The organism is Rhodococcus sp. NCIMB 12038, assembly GCF_002165735.1.
Taxonomy (GTDB): domain Bacteria; phylum Actinomycetota; class Actinomycetes; order Mycobacteriales; family Mycobacteriaceae; genus Rhodococcus_F.
Map to the genome: position 1 here is coordinate 278,178 of NZ_NHML01000004.1, position 21,185 is coordinate 299,362.

The window sequence follows — 21,185 nt, forward strand, 5'->3', positions numbered from 1 at the left end:
AATCGGGTTCCGGGAGCGCTCACGGTAATCTGACACGTCGGCCGTTCAGTGGACACGCGCATTTGCCGTGGACACAAGGAACTGCCGAGGTAGCACGCTGTATCGATCCGTGCACTACGCCGTTGTCAGTGAGAGTCGACATACGAGAGGAGCCCGGTGCCTGTTCCGTCCCGCCCGCAGTCGGCGTCAGTGGAGGTGAAGGTCACAGACGGTCTTCGCCCCGCCCAGCCGGTCCGTACCACGGTGAGCGCTCTGGCCGCGCTCGCCGGAGCGAGGGTCGAGGCACCCACCGGAACCGCCGAGCACGTGATTGTCACCGGAGTCGATCTGCGCGCCCAGGGGATCGTGGAGGGCGATCTGTTCGCGGCCCTTCCCGGGGCCCGCGCGCACGGCGCGGAGTTCGCTGCCGACGCTCTCGAACGCGGAGCGACCGCGATCCTCACCGACGAGGCCGGATTTGCACTGGTGTCCGCGCTGGGCACCGACGCCCCGGTGCTCGTCCACGACGACCCGCGCGGCGTGCTCGGTGAGCTGTCGGCCACCATCTACGGCCGACCCTCGGAGAAGATGCAGGTCATCGGCATCACGGGGACGTCGGGAAAGACCACCACCTCGTATCTCGTGGAAGGCGCGCTCAACGCGGCCGGCCGGACGACCGGTCTCGTGGGCACCATCGAGACCCGGATGAGCGGCCGCCGGGTGCCGAGCGCCCTGACGACCCCCGAGGCGCCGCAACTCCACGCGCTGTTCGCCGTGATGCTCGAGCAGGGGATCGACACCGTCGTCATGGAGGTGTCCAGCCACGCGCTGTCCCTCGGCCGCGTGGACGGAGTCCGCTTCGACGTGGGCGCTTTCACGAACCTCTCCCAGGACCACCTGGACTTCCACCGCGACTTCGAGGACTACTTCGCCGCCAAGGCGCGGCTGTTCGCGGCCGAGTCGTCCGTGCACGCGCAGTACGCCGTCGTCTGTGTCGACGACGTGTGGGGCCGGCGCATGGCCGAGGTCGCGCGCGGCGCCCATTCCATCGTGACGACGGTCGCGACGACGCCGGAGACGGAGGCGGTGTGGACGGCGGGCCCGGCGACCGTGTCGGCATCAGGCTCGCAGACGTTCGCGCTCACCACGGCCGAGGGCACGGCTCTCGACGTGGAACTCCGGCTGCCGGGCCAGTACAACGTCGCGAATGCGTCGCTCGCCGTCGCACTGTGCGCCGCGTTGGGCGGCGATACCCGCGACGCCGTCGCGGGTATCGCCGGGGTCGACGTGCCGGGCCGGGTGCAGCGGATCGACCGGGGGCAGGACTTCCTCGCCGTCGTCGACTACGCGCACAAACCCGCAGCGGTGGAGGCCGTGATCGCGACGCTGCGCGAGCAGGTACGCGGCCGCGTCGCCGTCGTCGTGGGTGCCGGGGGCGATCGCGACGCGGGCAAGCGGCCGCTGATGGGCGCTGCGGCCGCGCGGGGAGCCGACCTGCTCGTCATCACGGACGACAACCCGCGTACCGAGGATCCGGCGAAAATCAGGGCCGCGATCCGCGAGGGCGCCCTCGGGGTGCCCGAATCGGAGCGGGGACAGGTGTGGGAAGTAGCGGACCGAGCGAAGGCGATCGCCGACGCCGTCGGCTGGGCGCAGGCAGGCGACGTGGTTCTGGTCGCAGGCAAGGGACACGAGATCGGTCAGGAGATACACGGGGTGAAGTACCCATTTGACGACCGCGACGTACTGGGCGACGCGATCGAGCGACAGGTCGGAGGAACGCGATGATCCCGATGACACTCGCTCGGATCGCCGAGATCGTGGGCGGCGAACTGCACGACGTCGCCGACCCGTCGGCCGAGGTGACGGGAACTGTCGAGTTCGACTCGCGCAAGGTCACCGGCGGTGGACTGTTCCTCGCCCTGCCCGGCGCCCGCGTCGACGGACACGATCATGCGGCGGCGGCGGTCGAGGCCGGCGCGGTCGCGGTTCTGGCTGCGCGCCCGGTCGGGGTCCCCGCCGTGGTCGTCACCCCGACGCCCGGCGACGGTCCGAGCAGGGCGATGGCGCTCGAACACGACACCGACGGATCGGGCGCCGCCGTGCTCGCGGCCCTCGCGAAGCTCGCGCGTGCGTCCGTCGACGACCTCACCGCGAAGGGTCTCACCGTCGTCGGCGTCACCGGGTCGGCAGGCAAGACGTCGACGAAGGATCTGCTCGCCGCCGTCCTGCGCCCCCTCGGTTCCGTCGTCGCGCCGCCCGGATCGTTCAACAACGAACTCGGCCACCCGTGGACCGCGCTCCGCGCGGACGCCGGAACGGGATTCCTGGTTCTGGAGATGTCGGCCCGCGACCGCGGCCACATCGCGTCCCTCGCCGCGATCGCGCCCCCGAAGATCGGGGTGGTCCTCAACGTGGGAACGGCGCACCTCGGCGAATTCGGTTCGCGGGACGCGATCGCCGCGGCCAAGGGCGAACTCCCCGAGTCGCTGCCCTCGGCGGACGACGGTGGCGTCGCGATCCTCAACGCGGACGACCCGCTGGTGGTGGCGATGGCCCCGCGCACGTCCGCGCGGGTGGTACTCGTCGGCCGGTCGGAGTCCGCGCACGTGCGGGCCACCGACATCGTGCTCGACGAGAGGGCAAGGGCGCGTTTCACTCTCACGACGGCGGCGGGCAGCGTCCCGGTCGAACTCGCCGTGCACGGTGAGCACCAGGTCGGCAACGCTCTCGCCGCAGCCGCGGTGGCGCTCGAATGCGGGGCGGACCTCGACCAGATCGCGCAGGCGCTTTCCGGCGCCGCCGCCGTCTCGGGGCGCCGGATGGACGTCCGCGACCGGCCGGACGGTGTGACCGTCGTCAACGATTCGTACAACGCGAACCCCGACTCGATGCGGGCAGCCATCAAAGCGCTGGTGTCGATGGCCAGGTCGGGCAGAGGGGCGGCGCGCCGGAGTTGGGCGGTGCTCGGAGAAATGGCCGAGCTGGGTCCAGAATCAGTGGTCGAGCACGACGCCATCGGCAGATTCGCGGTCCGGCTCGATGTCAGCAGGCTGATCGTCGTCGGAACCGGCAGGCCCGCCCGCGCCATGCATCAGGGTGCGGTCATGGAAGGTTCGTGGGGTGAGGAGTCGATCCTCGTCCCCGACATCGCCGGTGCGGTCGCACTGCTCGAGAAGGAACTGGCGCCGGGAGATCTGGTGCTGGTCAAGGCGTCGCAGTCCATCGGATTGTGGGAGGTCGCGGACACGGTGTTGGCGGGAAGCACGGGACAGAAGGGTTCGGAGGCTACGCGGTGAGACAGATCCTCTTCGCGGCGGGCATCGCGCTCGCCGTCTCGATTCTGCTGACCCCCGTTCTCATCAAGGCCTTCTCCCGTCAGGGGTTCGGCCAGGAGATCCGTGTCGAAGGTCCGGCGAGTCACCAGTCGAAGCGCGGCACCCCGACGATGGGCGGCGTCGCCATCCTCGCCGGACTCTGGGCCGGCTACTGGGGTTCGCACATGATCGGCATCGGCTACGACGCGGACGGGCCGTCGGCGTCGGGGCTCCTCGTGCTCGGGCTCACGACGGCGCTCGGCGGTGTCGGGTTCCTCGACGACTTCATCAAGATCCGCAAGCAGCGGAACCTCGGGCTGAACAAGACGGCGAAGCTCGTCGGACAGCTCATCGCGGCGGTGGCGTTCGGCATCCTCGCGCTGCAGTTCCGGGGCGCGAACGACCTCACCCCCGGCAGTGAGCACCTGTCCTACGTGCGGGACATCGCGACGGTCACGATGGGCTCCGTCGTGTTCGTCGCCTTCTGCTACCTGCTGGTGAGTGCGTGGTCGAACGCGGTCAACCTCACGGACGGCCTCGACGGTCTCGCCGCCGGGTCCATGAGCCTGGTGCTGGGCGCGTACGTGATCATCACGTTCTGGCAGTACCGCAACGCGTGCGAGACGAGCCCCGGCAAGGGCTGCTACGACGTCCGCGATCCGCTCGACCTGGCCCTGATCTGCGCGGCCGGCGCCGGTGCGTGCATCGGATTCCTGTGGTGGAACGCGGCACCCGCGAAGATCTTCATGGGCGACACCGGTTCGCTGGCACTCGGCGGCATGCTCGCCGGACTGTCGATCACGACGCGCACCGAACTGCTGATGGTCGTGATCGGCGCGCTGTTCGTCGCCGAGGCGGCGTCGGTGGTGATCCAGGTGGCGGTGTTCCGGTCGAGCCGAAGACGCGTGTTCCGGATGGCCCCGTTCCACCACCACTTCGAACTCGCCGGGTGGGCGGAAACCACGGTGATCATCCGTTTCTGGTTGCTGGCCGCCATCGCCTCCGCGATCGGGCTCGCGCTGTTCTACAGCGAGTACCTGGCAGCGATCGGGGGCTGACGCCATGACAGAGGAACACGGCGGGCTCGACTGGTTGCGGGGCCGCGGTGTCCTCGTCGCCGGTGCGGGGGTGTCCGGCCGCGCCACCATCGAACCTCTTCGCGACCTTGGAGCCCACGTCACCGTCACCGACGCGAACGTCGACGCCCTCGCCGAGTGCGCGCGACTGGGGGCGGCGACCGTCCCGATCGACGATCTGCTCGCCGAACGCGAGCGGGTCGCCGAGTTCGCGCTGGTCGTGACGAGCCCGGGGTTCCGCCCGGACGCGCCGCTGCTCTCGATCGCCGCCGGCGACGGGGTGCCCATCTGGGGCGACATCGAATTCTCCTGGCACGTGGACCGGGCCGGGCTCTACGGTCCGCCGCGGCGGTGGCTGGTGGTCACCGGCACCAACGGCAAGACCACGACGACCTCCATGCTGCACTCGATTCTCGAGGCGGCCGCGCTGCCGAGCCTCGCGTGCGGCAACATCGGGCTCCCGGTGCTCGACGCACTGCGGCAGACCGAACCGCAGGCGGAGGTGCTGGCGGTCGAACTGTCGTCGTTCCAGCTGCACTGGGCGCCGTCGGTCCGGCCGACCGCGGGCGCGATCCTCAACATCGCCGAGGATCACCTGGACTGGCACGGCGGCATGCAGCCGTACATCGACGCGAAGGCCCGCGCCCTGACCGGTGAGGTCGCGGTGCTGGGCCTCGACGACGACGTCGCGTCCTCTCTCTTCTCCTCGTCCCTCGCAGTCCGCACCCTGGGTTTCCGGCTGGGAGTGCCCGCGCCGGGCGAACTGGGTGTCGAGGACGGGTATCTCGTCGATCGCGCGTTCGCGGACGCCGAGCGGCTGGCCCCGGCCGACGGGATCACCCCGCCCGGGCCCGCCGGACTGCTGGATGCGCTGGCGGCGGCGGCTCTCGCCCGGGCGATCGGGGTTCCGCCGACCGCGGTCGCAGCAGGCCTGGCCGCCCACGTGGTGGGCCCGCACCGGGCGGCGCACGTCGCCGATGTCGGGGGAGTGACGTTCGTCGACGACTCCAAGGCGACCAACCCGCACGCCGCCCGCCCGTCGATCCTCGCCCACGACCGGGTGGTGTGGATCGCCGGTGGTCTGCTGAAGGGGGCGCGGGTCGACGACCTCGTCCGGGAGGTGGCCGGCCGCCTCACGGGCGCTGTCCTCCTGGGCCGTGATGCGAGGCAGATCGCAGAGTCGCTTGCGCGACACGCCCCCGAGGTTCCCGTGGTCACCGTCGAAACGGGAGACGATGCAGGTGTGAGTGCAGTCCCGCAGTCCGCGGCGCACCGGGTGGTGCTGCCCGCGGACACCGACAGCGACGCCGTGATGGGGGTCGTCGTGCGGGAGGCGGCTGCGCTGGCAACGGCAGGCGATGCCGTCGTCCTGGCGCCCGCGGCGGCGTCGCTCGACATGTTCGACAGTTACGGGCACCGGGGGCGCAGCTTCGCGGACGCCGTCGGCAGGCTCGACGAATCGGACATCTCCAGGACGCTGCGATGACCTCCGCCGGAGCCCGCACCCGCCGCGTCCCCGAAGGACAGCGGTCCCCGGCCCGCACCGCCGCTGCACCCGGGGTGGCCAAGCGCGCACCGTCGGGTCCGCGCACGCGGACGGCCCCTCCCCGCAGTCCGCGCACCCGGATCGGGGCGTGGCTGTCGAGGCCGCTGGCGTCGTTCCACCTCGTGGTGACCATCGCGTTTCTGCTGACGGTCCTCGGCCTGGTGATGGTGCTGTCGTCGTCGAGCGTCGAGGCCTACGCCACCGACGGCTCGGCCTACACCCTCTTCACCCGGCAGGCACTGTTCGCGGCCCTCGGACTCGGCCTGTTCTACGCGGCGCTGCAGATCCCCGTCCGGGTGATGCGCGCGCTGTCGTTCCCGGCGTTCGCGGTCACGATCATCCTGCTGGTCCTGGTCCTCATCCCCGGCATCGGCACCGTGTCCCAGGGCACCCGCGGCTGGTTCGTGGTCGCCGGATTCTCGTTGCAGCCCGCCGAACTGACCAAGATCGCGCTGGCAGTGTGGGGTGCGCACATCCTGGCGTCGCGCCGCAGCGACATCTCCAGCGTCCGCGACATGCTGGTGCCGCTGGTTCCGGCCGCTCTCGTCGCGTTCGTCCTGATCATCCTGCAGCCCGACCTGGGCACCACGGTCTCGCTGGCCATCATCCTGATGGCGCTGCTGTGGTTCGCGGGACTGCCGCTGAAGCTGTTCGTCGCCATCGTCGGCACCGGCGTGACCGGAATCGTGATCCTCGCGCTCACCGCCGGCTACCGGTCCGCCCGCGTGCGCGAGTTCCTCAACCCCGGCTCCGACCCGCAGGGCATCGGATACCAGTCGCGGCAGGCGATGTACTCGCTCGCGGACGGCGGGATCCTCGGACGCGGGCTCGGGCAGAGCCGCGCGAAGTGGAGCTACCTGCCGAACGCGCACAACGACTTCATCTTCGCGATCATCGGCGAGGAACTCGGATATCTCGGCGGCGCCGCCGTCCTCGGCCTGTTCGGGCTGTTCGTGTACACGGGCCTGCGCATCGCGGCCCGATCCGCCGACCCGTTCCTGCGGTTGCTCACCGGAACGGCGACGGTGTGGATCACCGGGCAGGCGTTCATCAACGTGGGATATGTCATCGGGCTGCTCCCCGTCACCGGTCTGCAGTTGCCGCTGGTGTCCGCGGGCGGAACGTCGACGGCCACCACACTGTTCATGTTCGGTCTCGTCGCCAACGCGGCGCGGCACGAACCGGAGGCGGTCGCGGCGCTGCACTCCGGGCAGGACGGCCCGTTCGGTCGTCTGCTGCGGCTCCGCAAACCGGAGGCGTATTCACCGGTGCGGGCGGACGCGGCGCGCGCGGAGGCGGTGCGCCGGGCCGAGGCGCGTCGCCGGGCCGGTCGCGAGATGGCCCCGCGGACCCGCAGCATCACATACGAGAAGGGCCGCCCCGAACGCGGCAAGGGCCGCACCCCCGAACGCGGTGCACGTCAACAGCGAAGCTCGGGTGGCCGAGCAGGAGAGCGAGGATTTCGTAGGTGAACGGCGACAAGTCCACCCTGTCGGTGATCGTGGCCGGCGGTGGTACCGCCGGGCACATCGAACCGGCCCTGGCCGTGGCCGACGCGATCAAGGCGATCGACGACACCGCGGTGGTGACCGCTCTCGGCACGGCGCGCGGCCTCGAAACCACGCTGGTTCCCGAGCGGGGCTACCCCCTCGAACTCGTGCCGCCGGTGCCGCTGCCCCGTAAACCCACGCTCGATCTACTGCGGCTGCCCGGGCGCGTGCGCGCATCGGTGCGCCGCACCCGCGAGGTGCTCGACGCGACCGGCGCCGACGTCGTCGTCGGTTTCGGCGGCTACGTCGCGCTGCCCGCGTACCTCGCGGCGGGCCCCGGTCTGCTCCGCCGCCGTCGTCGCATTCCGATCGTCGTGCACGAGGCGAACGCCAGCGCCGGGATCGCGAACAAGATCGGTGCCCGCCGCGCCGCCCGCGTCCTGGCCGCGGTCGCCGGTTCCGGAGTGTCGGCGCGGGGGCGCTCGGACGCCGAGATCCTCGGGATCCCGGTGCGGGCGTCGATCACCGGTCTCGACCGGGCCGCGCTGCGCGCGGAGGCGCGGGCACACTTCGGCCTCCCCGCAGACGGCCCGGTGCTGCTCGTGTTCGGCGGTTCCCAGGGCGCGCGGTCGCTGAACGAGGCCGTGTCGGGTGCGGCCGAGTCGCTCGCGGCGGCCGGGGTGGCCGTCCTGCACGCGCACGGACCGAAGAACACCCTCGACGTTCCCGCGACCCCGGGCGGCCCGCCGTACGTGGCCGTTCCCTACCTGTCGCGGATGGACCTCGCATATTCGGCTGCGGACGCCGTGATCTGCCGGTCGGGTGCGATGACGGTGGCGGAAGTGTCGGCGGTCGGCCTTCCCGCGGTGTACGTGCCACTGCCACACGGCAACGGTGAGCAGGAACTGAACGCGCGGCCGGTCGTCGCCGCCGGAGGTGGAATGATTGTGGCCGACGGAGACCTGTCCGCCGGATTCGTCGCGGAGACCGTGATCCCTCTGCTGCGCGACCCCGCACAGCTCGAGGACATGGGGCGACGCGCGGCCGGAGCGGGTCACCGCAGCGCAGCCGCCGAGGTTGCGCGCATCGTGATCGACGTGGCCGCGCAGACGAGGGGAACCCGATGACCGACCTGCCCGCGCAGTTGGAACGTGTCCACATGGTCGGGATCGGCGGCGCCGGAATGTCCGGAATCGCGAGGATCCTGCTGGCCAGGGGTGGCCAGGTGTCCGGTTCGGACGCCAAGGAGAGCCGCGGCGTCCTCGCGTTGCGTGCCCGCGGCGCGCAGGTCCGCATCGGCCACGACGCCTCCGCGCTCGACCTGCTGCCCGGCGGCCCGACCGTCGTGGTCACCACCCACGCCGCCATCCCCAAGGACAACCCGGAACTCGTGGAGGCGGCCCGGCGCGGGATTCCCGTGATCCTGCGGCCCGCGGTGCTGGCCTCGCTGATGCAGGGACACCGCACCCTGCTGGTGTCGGGCACCCACGGCAAGACGTCGACGACGTCCATGCTGGTGGTGGCACTGCAACACTGCGGGTTCGATCCGTCGTTCGCGGTCGGCGGCGAACTCAACGAGGCCGGAACCAACGCCCACCACGGCAGCGGCGACGTGTTCGTCGCCGAGGCCGACGAGAGCGACGGTTCACTGCTCCAGTACGACCCGGACGTCGTCGTCGTCACCAACGTCGAGGCCGATCACCTCGACTACTTCGGCAGCCCCGAGGCCTACATCCAGGTATTCGACGATTTCGCGGCCCGGCTGTCGCACGGCGGGCTGCTCGTCGCCTGCCTCGACGACCCGGGGTCCGCGGCACTCGCGCAGCGGGTGGCGGCACGCGGACTGCCCGGGGTGCGGGTGCTCGGCTACGGCAGCGCCGAGAACGCGGACGGGGCCTTCGCACCGATCGACGGCGTCGAGGTCGGCGCGCGCCTGCTGAGTTTCGAGGCCAGGGACGTCGGCGGGGTACTGCAGTTCCAGCTGGCCGGCGAGCAGGCACCGAGAACGATCCGGATGAACGTGCCGGGCAGGCACATGGCGCTCAACGCGCTGGCCGCGCTCCTCGCAGCCCGGGAGGCCGGCGCCGACGTGGACGAGATCCTCGAGGGCATCGCCGGTTTCGGGGGAGTGCACCGCCGGTTCCAGTTCACCGGCCGCGAGCACGGGGTCCGCGTGTTCGACGACTACGCGCACCACCCGACGGAGGTACGGGCGGTGCTCGGCGCCGCCGCCGACCTGGTGCGCCAGCCCCACGAGGCCGACCGCCGCGATTCCGAGGACTCGGTGCGCAGCGGGAAGGTCATCGTGGTCTTCCAGCCGCACCTGTATTCCCGCACAGCAACATTCGCGGAGGAATTCGGGCAAGCACTCGACCTCGCCGACGAGGTCGTCGTCCTCGACGTGTACGGCGCGCGGGAAGAACCGCTCCCGGGCGTCAGCGGCGCCCTGGTCGCGCTGTCGGTGTCGAAGCCGGTGCACTACCAGCCGGACCTGTCGCAGGCGCCGCGTCAGGTCGCGGCACTCGCGTCCCCGGGTGACGTTGTCATCACCATGGGTGCAGGCGACGTGACGATGCTCGGGAACCAGATCCTCGACGCTCTGCGTGCGGCTCCGCACCACCACCCGTCGCGATGACGCGGGAGCGCCGCGGCCGGTCCGAGCGGCCGGACCGCCCTGTCCGCCGCGACGCCGCGCGCAGTCCGCGACCGGACACGTCCGGCGCACGCGCGACGGCGGGCGACCGGACGTCCTCGCGTCGGCGCGGCGCGACCGCTACCGACCCCGGCCCGCGGCGCACCCGCGAATCGGCTTCGGCGGCACGGAAGTTTGCGGCGGTGGAGACACCGCGGCGTCCGTGGTATAGGCGGCCGGCGGTGATGGGCGCCGTCGGCGTCGTGGTGGTCGTGGCGCTCGGTCTCGTCGCGTGGTTCACGCCGCTGCTGTCGGTGCGTCAGACGGACGTCGCGGGGGCGACGTCGATTTCCGAGGAGCAGATTCGCCAGGCGCTGGCGGTGCCGCAGGGGCAGCCGCTGCTCCGCGTCGACACCGAGGGCGCGGCCCTGCGGGTCGCCGCGATCCCGAAGGTGGCGTCCGCCCGCGTGCAGCGGGTGTACCCGTCCACCATCCGCGTCACGGTAACCGAGCGGGTGCCCGTCGTGTTCGTCGACAGCCCCGGCGGCACCCATCTCCTCGACTCGGAGGCCGTGGATTACGAGATCGCCCCGCCGCCGCCCGGGGTGCCGAGACTGGTGACCGAGAAGCCGGGGTGGGGTGACCCGTCGACGGAGGCGGCGATCGAGGTGCTGGAGTCGATGCCGCCCCAGCTGCGCGGTCAGGTGGGACAGGTTGCCGCGAAGTCGATTTCGGATATCGCGGTGACGTTGCTCGACGGCCGGATCGTGGTGTGGGGCGGCACGGAGAAGTCCGAGCGCAAGGCCGCGGTCACGCTGCCGCTGCTCACCCAGCCCGGGCAGACGTACGACGTGTCCAGTCCCGACCTGCCGACGGTGCGGTGAGGGGTCGTGACCGGGATGCGAGAGAGTTGCGGGCGAGTTCGTCAAATAACTCGGCGCGTCTCGGCGCGCCTAATGGCGTATCCGTATGGCGGTGCATAGCGTTTCGCTCTAGTCGAGCAGCACTTGACATAACCGTAACCCTATGGTTGAGGTTGAGGGTTCAGGCTGGGCTGATCTGTACGAAAGCGTGATACACACTCATGGAAGGCGAGAGCCGATGACGCCCCCGCACAACTACCTCGCCGTAATAAAGGTCGTCGGCATCGGCGGCGGCGGCGTGAACGCAGTCAACCGGATGATCGAGCAGGGACTCAAGGGAGTCGAGTTCATTGCCGTCAACACCGACGCGCAAGCGCTGCTGATGAGTGACGCCGACGTCAAGCTCGACGTCGGCCGGGAACTCACCCGCGGGCTCGGCGCCGGTGCGGATCCCGAAGTCGGCCGCAAGGCCGCAGAAGACCACAAGGACGAGATCGAGGAAGTCCTCAAGGGCGCCGACATGGTGTTCGTGACCGCAGGCGAGGGCGGCGGCACCGGCACCGGTGGCGCGCCGGTCGTGGCGAGTATCGCGCGCAAGCTCGGAGCCCTCACCGTCGGCGTCGTCACGCGCCCCTTCTCCTTCGAGGGCAAGCGCCGCGGCGGCCAGGCCGACACCGGCATCCAGTCGCTGCGCGAATCGTGCGACACCCTCATCGTGATCCCCAACGACCGCCTCCTCCAGCTCGGCGACGCCGCGGTCAGCCTCATGGACGCGTTCCGCAGCGCCGACGAGGTCCTGCTCAACGGTGTCCAGGGCATCACCGACCTCATCACCACTCCCGGACTGATCAACGTCGACTTCGCCGACGTCAAGGGAGTCATGTCCGGCGCGGGTAGCGCGCTGATGGGCATCGGATCCTCGCGCGGCGAGGGCCGGGCCATCAAGGCCGCGGAATCGGCGATCAACTCCCCGCTGCTCGAGGCGTCGATGGAGGGTGCGCGCGGCGTGCTGCTCTCGATCGCCGGTGGCAGCGACCTCGGTCTGTTCGAGATCAACGAGGCTGCCTCGCTGGTGCAGGAAGCCGCTCACATCGACGCCAACATCATCTTCGGCACCGTCATCGACGATTCGCTCGGCGACGAGGTGCGGGTCACCGTCATCGCCGCCGGGTTCGACGGCGGCACCCCCACCCGCAGGCCGGTCGAGTCGGGTGCTGCCGGTCGCAGCGCCATCGGCGCCGGACGGGCGGGCGAGGTCGGGCAGTCCGCCGAGCAGCAGAACAGCGAGCCGATGTCGGTGACCCGCGAGACGATCAGCTCCCACCAGAGCCCGAGCAGTCTGCCGCCGCTTCCCGGAAACGGGCAGCCCCGCGCGGTGCCGGTGTCCGACGAGGAGGGTGAAGACGAAGTCGACGTGCCCTCCTTCATGCGTCGTTGAGTTCGCCGTCCGCCCCCGAGTTCAGGGTTCGCCGGGTCGTCACCACCCGTGCCGGAGGACACTCCGCCGCACCGTACGACACGTTCAATCTCGGTGATCACGTCGGCGACGATCCGGCTGCGGTGGAGGCGAACCGGCGCCGGCTCGCAAGCGAGATCGGCGTGCCGTTCGACCACCTGGTGTGGATGGAGCAGATCCACAGCCGCAACGTGACCGTCGTCGACGGGCCCACCGACACGCCGGTGCCCGCGACGGACGCGCTCGTGACGACGGTGCGGGGGCTCGCGCTCGCGACCCTCAGTGCCGACTGCGTCCCGGTGCTGCTGTCCGACGACGAGGCCGGGGTCATCGCCGCCGTCCACGCCGGCCGGATCGGCGCCCGCATCGGCATCGTTCCGCGGGTGCTCGACGTCATGGTCGAGCAGGGAGCGCGGATCGACCGGATCGGCGCGTTCCTGGGTCCTGCCGCGAGCGGCAGGCAGTACGAGGTGCCCGCGGCGATGCAGGCGGACGTCGAGAAGTTCCTTCCCGGCAGCGCTGTCCGCACCGTCAAGGGGACCCCCGGTCTCGACCTGCGGGCGGGTCTGCGGAAGCAACTGCTCGACGCGGGTGTCGCCGGAGTGGCGGAGGATCCACGCTGCACCATCGAGGATCAGACGCTGTTCAGTCATCGCCGCCAGGCCCCGACCGGTCGGCTCGCGGCGGTGATCTGGATGGATACTGGGCAGGACAGCGTGTGACAACTGCCGGCGGTGCCGGCGGTGACAACTGCCGGCGTCGCCGGCGAGAGATTCGGTGTGGGAGTGGAAACGATGAGCAGGGTCGGGGACATCGAGGCTGCGCTCGGCGCCGTGCGCGCACGGCTCGACGCGGCGTGCCGGGACGCCGGTCGCGACCCCTCGGAGGTGTCGCTCCTGCCCGTCACGAAGTTCTTCCCCGAATCGGACGCGCGGATCCTGTACGACCTCGGATGCCGTGAATTCGGGGAGTCGCGGGAGCAGGAGGCCACGGCGAAGATCGCGGAGTTCCGCACCGCGGTGCCGGACCCGTCGGTGCGGTGGCACATGATCGGGCATCTCCAGCGCAACAAGGCGAAGGCCGTCGCGCACTGGGCGTATGCGATCCACTCGGTGGACAGCGAACGACTCGTCGGCGCCCTCGGCCGCGCGGCGACCACGGCCCTGGAGGCGGGGGAGCGGCCCGCGCCTCTTCGGGTGCTGCTGCAGGTCAGTCTGGACGGTGACCCGCAGCGCGGCGGCGCCGCGATCGCCGACCTCGATCGCCTTGCCGCGCAGGTGCAGTCGTCGCCGGGACTCGAGTACCGCGGACTGATGGCGGTTCCGCCGATCGAGGCAGACCCGGACGCGGCGTTCGAGGAACTGCACAACATACACGCGCGGCTGCAGCGCGACCATCCGGATGCGACGGAACTCTCGGCGGGCATGACGAATGATCTCGAGCACGCCGTTCGACACGGGTCCACCTGCGTGCGTGTCGGAACCGCGCTGTTGGGTTCGAGGCCTATAACCTCGAAATAGATCGCTCAGGTGATCGCCAACCCGTCCACACCGCTGCGACCGGTCGCAGTTGGATCCTGTCCGCCGCGCCAAGGAAGGTCGATCAATGAGCAGTCTGCACAAGTTCAAGGCTTACTTCGGCATGGTTCCCCTCGACGACTACGAGGACGAGTACCTGGACGAGCCGGAACCTGCGCGCAGGCCCGCTCGACCGGCCCGCGACAGTGGACGCGATCCGTATCTCGACCGTGACGACCGCGATTTCGCCGAACCAGCCTTCAGTAAGGCCGCCTACGCGCCCGGTCGCCGGGACGATCTGGACGACGACTTCGACCGGTACGAGAGCCCCCGGCACTCGTCCCGGGTGGAACCCGTGGCCGTCCGGTCGGCACGTCCCAGCGCGAGCGGTGCTGTGCGCGGCAGCACCCGCGGCGCGCTCGCCGTCGACACGCGATCCGACCGGGTCGAGAGCCGTCGCGGACCCCTCTTCGACGAAGGTGGCCCCCTGTCCAAGATCACCACGCTCCGCCCCCGCGACTACGGGGAGGCCCGCACCATCGGTGAGCGGTTCCGGGACGGCACCCCCGTCATCATGGACCTGGTCGAGATGAGCAACGCCGACGCCAAGCGCCTCGTGGATTTCGCCGCCGGTCTGGCGTTCGCACTGCGCGGGTCGTTCGACAAGGTGGCCACGAAGGTGTTCTTGCTCTCACCTGCAGACATCGACGTGTCCGCCGAGGAGCGTCGCCGCATCGCGGAAACCGGTTTCTACAGCCAGAAGTAAGCCGGGGAGCGGGGGAAACGACCATCGGGATCCGAACGTCCGACACGACGCGAGCCGCGACGGCTGTGGCGCAGAACGCCCTGGCCACGCGGCTCGTTTTGATCGGCCGGACATTCTCAGGCAGAGTGAAGGTGTGGCCTTGTTCTCGGTGATCTACTTGATACTGTTTGTCTTTTGGCTGCTTCTCATCGGCAGAATCATTGTCGAGTTCGTACGGACCTTCGCACGAGACTGGCGGCCAACCGGCGTCGTGGTCGTCATTCTCGAAGCGATTTTTACGGTCACCGATCCACCGGTCAAACTGCTTCGGCGGTTGATCCCCCCGATCAATCTCGGTGGGGTGCGGTTGGATCTATCCATCATGGTCTTGCTGTTCATCGTCTTCATCCTGATGTCGATCGTTCAGGGACAAGCGCGTGCCACGGGAGTGGTGTGACAGAATGGACCCCATTGATCCAGTCTTGTTTCACCGTTACGTAGACTGCGCTGTAACTGAATGCTTGCTAGACCGCCAAATGACGCGTGAAGGGATCCTTCCATGCCGCTGACTCCCGCTGATGTGCACAATGTCGCGTTCAGCAAGCCACCGATCGGTAAGCGGGGCTACAACGAAGACGAAGTCGATGCGTTTCTCGACCTCGTCGAGCAAGAGTTGTCGCGCCTGATCGAGGAGAACGCCGACCTTCGGCAGCGAGTAGGGGAGCTCGACAAGGAGCTCGCCGATGCGAAGAAGGCTCCCCGCTCCACGTCTGCAGCACCCACTCCTGCCCCCAAGGCGGAGTCCGCTCGCGTCGCCGAGCAGCCCAAGGCGCCGGCTCCGGCGCCCGCTCCGGCCCCGGCCGCTGCGGCTGCCCCGGCTCCCGCTCAGGGCGCTGACGCTCACATGCAGGCCGCCAAGGTCCTGGGTCTCGCCCAGGAGATGGCAGACCGTCTCACGAGCGACGCGAAGACCGAGTCCGAGCAGTTGCTCGGCAACGCACGCACCAACTCGGAGCAGCTGGTCAGCGACGCGCGGAACCGTTCCGAGACGATGATCTCGGACGCCCGCCAGAAGTCGGAAGCACTGATCACCGACGCGCAGACCCGTTCCGAGACCCAGCTGCGCCAGGCCAAGGAGAAGGCCGACGCGCTGCAGGCGGATGCGGAGAAGAAGCACACCGAGATCATGGCGACGATCAACCAGCAGCGTTCGGTGCTGGAGGGTCGAATCGAGCAGCTGAAGACGTTCGAGCGCGAATACCGTGTGCGCCTGAAGTCGTACCTGGAGTCGCAGCTCGAGGAACTGGAGCAGCGGGGATCCGCGGTTCCGGTGGACGGCGGTCAGGATTCGTTCGCGCAGGGTGGATCGCAGTCCAATTACAGCCAGTCCTACGCCAAGGGCAATAGCTGACTGAGCGCGCGGTAGTTGCCCAGCCAGCGGCCCGGATAGAGGTTGAGCCGTGCTGGTCGTGACACTCGCTCTTGCAGCGGTGGGGTTCGCTCTCCTGGTGGTGGCTCTCATGACCGGTTCGGTCGTGTGGGCCTGGGGATGCATCGTGGTATGCGTCGCCGGAGCGGTCCTGCTGCTCGTCAGCGCCCTCGCGGGCAAGAAGGCCGCGGTCGTGCCGAGGCAACCCGCGAGCGGCGTCCCCGGTGACCGCGGTCCCGCAGCGGATACGGACACGACGCCCGGATCCGACGAGACCGACTGAGCTGCCGTCCGGCGGTGGCGGCTAGACTGCATTCAGCGAATAATTCAGTAACCGAGTTTCGTGGCGACGATCCGGCCATCACCGGGGAGCCTTCGGAAGAACGGCCGGCACGCCGGCTCAGTAGAACCGAACGGGTGGGCCCGTCACAGCCCGGCACCGAGAGGCGCCCTCCGGGGTGCAAGCGGGGTGGTACCGCGGTGGTGACGCAGGAGGCGTCCCCGTCGTCCCCGTGCCGAGTACGTCAGGCACGAGGAGATCGCGGTGACCGACACCAGCAACGTGACCAGCAGCAACGAGTCGTACCCCAAGGTCGATTACGGCGTCTCTCAGGACGCCGGCGTCCGGTTCCCCCAGATCGAGCAGCGGGTGCTGGCCGGCTGGGACGAGGACGACACGTTCCGGGCCTCGGTCACCCAGCGTGACGACGCCCCCGAGTTCGTGTTCTACGACGGCCCGCCGTTCGCGAACGGTCTCCCGCACTACGGCCACCTCCTCACGGGGTACGTCAAGGACCTGGTCCCGCGGTTCCAGACCATGCGCGGGAAGAAGGTCGAGCGCCGATTCGGCTGGGACTGTCACGGGCTGCCCGCCGAACTCGAGGCGGAGAAGCAACTCGGCATCAAGGACAAGTCCGAGATCGACGTCATGGGTCTCGAGAAGTTCAACGAGTACTGCAAGTCGTCGGTGCTGCGCTACACGGACGAGTGGCGCGACTACGTCACCCGGCAGGCCCGGTGGGTCGACTTCGACAACGACTACAAGACCCTGGACCTCGACTTCATGGAGTCGGTCATGTGGGCATTCAAGGAATTGTTCGACAAGGGCCTGATCTATCAGGGTTTCCGCGTGCTGCCGTACAGCTGGTACGAGCAGACGCCGCTGTCGAACCAGGAGACGCGGCTCGACGACGCGTACAAGATGCGCCAGGATCCGGCCGTCACGGTCGACATGCCGCTGCGCGGTGAGGGTCCGCTCGACGGTGCCAACGCCATCATCTGGACCACCACCCCCTGGACGCTGCCGTCCAACCTCGCCGTCGCGGTCCATCCGGACATCGACTACGTGCAGGTCGCGGGTGGCGACGGGAAGCGCTACGTACTGGCGAAGGACCGGCTGGGTCACTATGCCCGCGAACTCGGCGAGGCGCCCGAGGTGCTGTCCGAGCACAAGGGTTCCGAGCTCGTCGGGCTCAGCTACGACCCGCCGTTCGATTTCTTCGCCGGCCACGACAACGCGCACCGGGTGCTGTCCGCCGACTACGTGACCACCGAGTCCGGCACCGGAATCGTGCACATGGCACCGGCTTTCGGTGAAGAGGACTACGACTACTGCGTCCGCAACGGGATCGAACTGGTGCAGCCGCTCGACCCGGGCGGCAAGTTCACGGCGATGGTGCCGCCGTACGAGGGTCTCCTGGTGTTCGACGCGAACCCGGTCATCATCAAGGACCTCAAGGCTGCTGGAAAGTTGCTGCGGCACGAGACGATCGAGCACTCGTACCCGCACAGCTGGCGCAGCGGGCAGCCGCTGATCTATATGGCGGTCCCGTCGTGGTTCGTCGCCGTCACCAAGTTCCGCGACCGCATGGTGGAGCTGAACCAGGACATCACCTGGGTGCCCGAGCACATCCGCGACGGTCAGTTCGGCAAGTGGCTCGAGGGTGCCCGCGACTGGAACATCAGCCGCAACCGGTACTGGGGCAGCCCGATTCCGGTGTGGGTGTCCGACGATCCGGCGTACCCGCGTACCGACGTGTACGGCTCCCTCGACGAACTCGAGCGTGACTTCGGGGTGCGGCCGACGGATCTGCACCGCCCGATGATCGACGACCTGGTGCGTCCGAACCCGGACGACCCGACCGGGAAGTCGATGATGCGGCGCGTGCCGGAGGTCCTCGACTGCTGGTTCGAGTCCGGGTCGATGCCGTACGCGCAGGTGCACTACCCGTTCGAGAACCGGGAATGGTTCGACTCCCATTTCCCGGGCGATTTCATCGTGGAGTACAACGGGCAGACCCGCGGGTGGTTCTACACGCTGCACGTGCTGGCGACGGCGTTGTTCGATCGTCCCGCGTTCAAGACCGTTGCGGCCCACGGCATCGTCCTGGGTGAGGACGGCCTGAAGATGAGCAAGTCCAAGGGCAACTACCCGGACGTGAAGGAGGTGTTCGAGCGCGACGGCTCCGACGCCATGCGCTGGTTCCTCATGTCGTCGCCGATCCTGCGCGGCGGAAACCTCGTCGTCACCGAGCAGGGCATCCGCGAGGGTGTCCGGCAGGCGCTGCTGCCGCTGTGGAACGCGTGGAGTTTCCTGCAGTTGTACGCGCCGACGTCCGGTGAGTGGCGCACGGATTCGACGAACGTCCTGGACCGGTACATCCTCGCGAAGCTGGCGGGCACCCGGGACGTCATCACCGACGCGCTCGAGACGAACGACATCGCCGGGGCGTGCGACGAACTGCGCACGTTCTGCGACGCGTTGACGAACTGGTATGTGCGGCGGTCGCGTTCGCGCTTCTGGGACGAGGACGCCGAGGCAGTCGACACCCTGCACACCGTGCTCGAGGTGGTCACCCGGCTCGCCGCTCCGTTGCTGCCGCTGATCAGTGAGGTGATCTGGCGGGGGCTGACCGGCGGACGGTCGGTGCATCTCGCGGACTGGCCCGCGGGAGCGGAGCCTGCGGAGCGACCCGGAAGCTCTGTGGGGGAGCTGCCTGCGGATCCGGAGCTGGTGTCGGCGATGGACGAGGTCCGCTCGGTGTGCTCGACGGTGCTGGGTCTGCGCAAGGCGCAGAACCTGCGGGTACGGCTGCCGTTGCCCGAGGTGACGGTCGCGGCCGAGGACGCGGAGCGGCTGCGCCCGTATCTCGGCCTGATCGCCGACGAGGTCAACGTCAAGAAGGTCGAGCTCACCACCGACGTGGACGTGCACGGCCGGTTCGAGCTCGTCGTCAACGCGCGCGCCGCGGGGCCGCGGCTGGGCAAGGACGTGCAGACCGTCATCAAGGCCGTGAAGGCCGGTGACTGGTCGGAGAATTCGGACGGCGTCGTCGTCGCGGCGGGGATCGAGTTGCTGCCGGAGGAGTACACGCAGCGGCTGGTCGCCGCCGAACCGGAGTCGACGGCGGCCCTGCCCGACGGTGCCGGTCTGGTCGTCCTGGACTCGGCGGTCACCGAGGAACTGGAAGCCGAGGGCTGGGCGAAGGACCGGATCCGCGAGTTGCAGGACGCGCGCCGCGCGGCCGGGCTCGAGGTGTCCGATCGGATCACCGTTGTCCTCGACGTGCCGGCGGAACGGCGGGACTGGGCGCTCGCGCACCGGGACCTGATCGCGGGCGAGATCCTCGCCGTCGAACTGGAACTGGCCGAGGCGCCGGGCGATGCCGTCGAACTCGGTGAGGGTGTGCGGGCGGCGATCACGAAGGCGTGACCTGTCGGACCGGGCGGGTATTTTGCACCAGGTGAGTCGTCGGTGGGTGCTGCACCTCGACATGGACGCGTTCTTCGCGTCGGTCGAGCAGCTCACCCGGCCGACGCTCCGCGGCCGCCCGGTTCTCGTCGGTGGTCTCGGCGGACGCGGTGTCGTCGCCGGGGCCAGCTACGAGGCGCGGGTGTTCGGCGCGCGGTCGGCCATGCCGATGCATCAGGCCCGGAGGCTGGTGGGCCCGGGTGCGGTGGTGCTGCCGCCGCGCGGCCGGCTGTACGGCTTGCTGAGCAAGTCCGTGTTCGACGCGCTCCGCGGGCCGATGCCGGTGCTCGAGCAACTGTCGATGGACGAGGCGTTCGGTGAACCCGTGGAACTGGCCGGAGCGGATGCGGCCACGGTGCAACGCTATTGCGAGGGACTGCGGGCCCTGGTTCTCGAGGAGACGGGGCTCGTCGCGTCCATCGGGGCCGGGTCGGGGAAGCAGGTGGCCAAGATCGCGTCCGGTCTGGCCAAACCCGACGGGATCACGGTGATTTCGCCGGACCGGCAGCACGCGGTGCTGGACGAGCTTCCGGTGCGGAAGCTGTGGGGTATCGGCCCGGTCGCGGAGGAGAAACTGAAGCGGCTCGGCATCGAGACCATCGGCGGTTTCGCGCGGACGCCCGAATCGGAGGTCGCATCCATTCTGGGCACCACGATCGGACCGGGCCTGCACCGTTTGGCGCAGGGCATCGACAATCGGCCCGTCGCCGAACGCGCGGAGTCGAAACAGGTCAGTGCGGAGACGACTTTCGCCACCGACATCGTCACGATGGCGGAGTTGCGGGGTGCCGTCGAGTCGAGCGCGGCGTCGGCGTTCGTGCGGCTGCAGAAGGACGGCCGGGCCGCGCGCACGGTGGTGCTGAAGCTGAAGAAGGCGGACATGAGCATCGTGACGCGCTCGGTCACGCTGCCCTACGCGACCCTCGACCGTCAGATTCTGGTCGCGGCCGCGCAGCGTCAGGTGATCGACCCGATCGAACTCGGGCCGGTGCGTCTGGTCGGGGTGGGATTCGCCGGACTGTCGACGGTGCGCCAGGGCTCGCTGTTCCCCGAACTGGACCTGGACGTCCCGGGCTACCAGGAGTCGAAGATCACGGAGGCGAGCGGTGACGACGGCCCGTCCGCGGCAGTCCCCGCACCCGCCCGGGCAATCGACACGCGGTGGCATCCCGGCCTCGACGTGACGCACCCGGACTTCGGCCACGGCTGGGTGCAGGGTGCCGGGCACGGTGTCGTGACCGTCCGATTCGAAACGCGCACAACGGGTCCGGGAAAGGCGCGCACCTTCAAGGAGGACGACGGGCAACTCGAGACGGCCGATGTGGAAGGCTCGCTCGCGTGACCGGACCCGCCGCCCGGACGAGGGAGTGGAGACCGGCTCCGC

At 69.5% G+C, this 21,185-nt stretch carries 17 protein-coding genes; all 17 read left to right on the forward strand.

Features of this window, described 5'->3' with window-relative positions:
* Positions 1–156: 156 nt before the first annotated feature.
* The 17 genes from CA951_RS07515 to CA951_RS07595 all read left to right on the forward strand — a co-directional run bounded on the left by CA951_RS07515 (position 157) and on the right by CA951_RS07595 (position 21,143).
* Positions 157–1,767, forward strand: coding sequence for a UDP-N-acetylmuramoyl-L-alanyl-D-glutamate--2,6-diaminopimelate ligase (locus CA951_RS07515; protein WP_087556241.1), 1,611 nt, complete (start codon positions 157–159; stop codon positions 1,765–1,767).
* The gene (gene murF / locus CA951_RS07520; protein ID WP_087556242.1) at positions 1,764–3,278 is read left to right on the forward strand and encodes a UDP-N-acetylmuramoyl-tripeptide--D-alanyl-D-alanine ligase; all 1,515 of its coding nucleotides are present in this window, start codon (positions 1,764–1,766) and stop codon (positions 3,276–3,278) included. The genes CA951_RS07515 and murF overlap by 4 nt, the downstream gene beginning before the upstream one ends.
* Positions 3,275–4,354, forward strand: coding sequence for a phospho-N-acetylmuramoyl-pentapeptide-transferase (mraY, locus tag CA951_RS07525; protein WP_072945365.1), 1,080 nt, complete (start codon positions 3,275–3,277; stop codon positions 4,352–4,354). The genes murF and mraY overlap by 4 nt, the downstream gene beginning before the upstream one ends.
* Positions 4,355–4,358: 4 nt before the next feature.
* A complete protein-coding gene (gene murD, locus CA951_RS07530) occupies positions 4,359–5,858 on the forward strand; it encodes a UDP-N-acetylmuramoyl-L-alanine--D-glutamate ligase (RefSeq protein WP_087556243.1) in 1,500 nt (499 codons plus the stop codon).
* On the forward strand, positions 5,855–7,390 hold the full coding sequence (gene ftsW / locus CA951_RS07535) for a putative lipid II flippase FtsW (protein WP_087556244.1): 1,536 nt from the start codon (positions 5,855–5,857) through the stop codon (positions 7,388–7,390). The genes murD and ftsW overlap by 4 nt, the downstream gene beginning before the upstream one ends.
* A complete protein-coding gene (gene murG / locus CA951_RS07540) occupies positions 7,387–8,535 on the forward strand; it encodes an undecaprenyldiphospho-muramoylpentapeptide beta-N-acetylglucosaminyltransferase (RefSeq protein WP_087556245.1) in 1,149 nt (382 codons plus the stop codon). Before ftsW ends, murG begins: the two co-directional genes overlap by 4 nt.
* Positions 8,532–10,043 carry a UDP-N-acetylmuramate--L-alanine ligase gene (gene murC, locus CA951_RS07545; protein ID WP_087556246.1) on the forward strand — a complete coding sequence of 504 codons (1,512 nt, stop codon included), beginning with the start codon at positions 8,532–8,534 and terminating at the stop codon, positions 10,041–10,043. Before murG ends, murC begins: the two co-directional genes overlap by 4 nt.
* The gene (locus CA951_RS07550) at positions 10,040–10,924 is read left to right on the forward strand and encodes a cell division protein FtsQ/DivIB (RefSeq protein WP_256973410.1); all 885 of its coding nucleotides are present in this window, start codon (positions 10,040–10,042) and stop codon (positions 10,922–10,924) included. The genes murC and CA951_RS07550 overlap by 4 nt, the downstream gene beginning before the upstream one ends.
* Positions 10,925–11,141: 217 nt before the next feature.
* Positions 11,142–12,341, forward strand: a complete 1,200-nt coding sequence (gene ftsZ / locus CA951_RS07555; protein ID WP_087556247.1) for a cell division protein FtsZ — start codon at positions 11,142–11,144, stop codon at positions 12,339–12,341.
* A complete protein-coding gene (pgeF, locus tag CA951_RS07560; protein ID WP_087556248.1) occupies positions 12,338–13,081 on the forward strand; it encodes a peptidoglycan editing factor PgeF in 744 nt (247 codons plus the stop codon). The genes ftsZ and pgeF overlap by 4 nt, the downstream gene beginning before the upstream one ends.
* Before the next feature lie 72 nt (positions 13,082–13,153).
* Positions 13,154–13,879 (forward strand): YggS family pyridoxal phosphate-dependent enzyme, encoded by a 726-nt coding sequence (locus CA951_RS07565; protein WP_179220137.1) that lies wholly within the window; start codon positions 13,154–13,156, stop codon positions 13,877–13,879.
* An 85-nt stretch (positions 13,880–13,964) separates the two neighbouring features.
* Entirely contained in the window at positions 13,965–14,642 is a 678-nt protein-coding gene (locus tag CA951_RS07570) for a cell division protein SepF (protein ID WP_072945350.1), read from the forward strand.
* 133 nt (positions 14,643–14,775) lie between these two features.
* Complete coding sequence (locus CA951_RS07575) at positions 14,776–15,078, forward strand: YggT family protein (protein WP_012688051.1); 303 nt, start codon at positions 14,776–14,778, stop codon at positions 15,076–15,078.
* A gap of 102 nt (positions 15,079–15,180) precedes the next feature.
* Positions 15,181–16,032, forward strand: a complete 852-nt coding sequence (locus tag CA951_RS07580) for a DivIVA domain-containing protein (protein WP_087556249.1) — start codon at positions 15,181–15,183, stop codon at positions 16,030–16,032.
* 49 nt (positions 16,033–16,081) lie between these two features.
* Positions 16,082–16,333: a hypothetical protein gene (locus CA951_RS07585; protein WP_087556250.1), complete on the forward strand. Its 252-nt coding sequence runs from the start codon at positions 16,082–16,084 to the stop codon at positions 16,331–16,333.
* Positions 16,334–16,594: 261 nt separating this feature from the next.
* The gene (ileS, locus tag CA951_RS07590) at positions 16,595–19,762 is read left to right on the forward strand and encodes an isoleucine--tRNA ligase (RefSeq protein WP_087556251.1); all 3,168 of its coding nucleotides are present in this window, start codon (positions 16,595–16,597) and stop codon (positions 19,760–19,762) included.
* A gap of 46 nt (positions 19,763–19,808) precedes the next feature.
* Positions 19,809–21,143, forward strand: coding sequence for a DNA polymerase IV (locus tag CA951_RS07595; protein ID WP_087556252.1), 1,335 nt, complete (start codon positions 19,809–19,811; stop codon positions 21,141–21,143).
* Positions 21,144–21,185 lie beyond the last annotated feature (42 nt).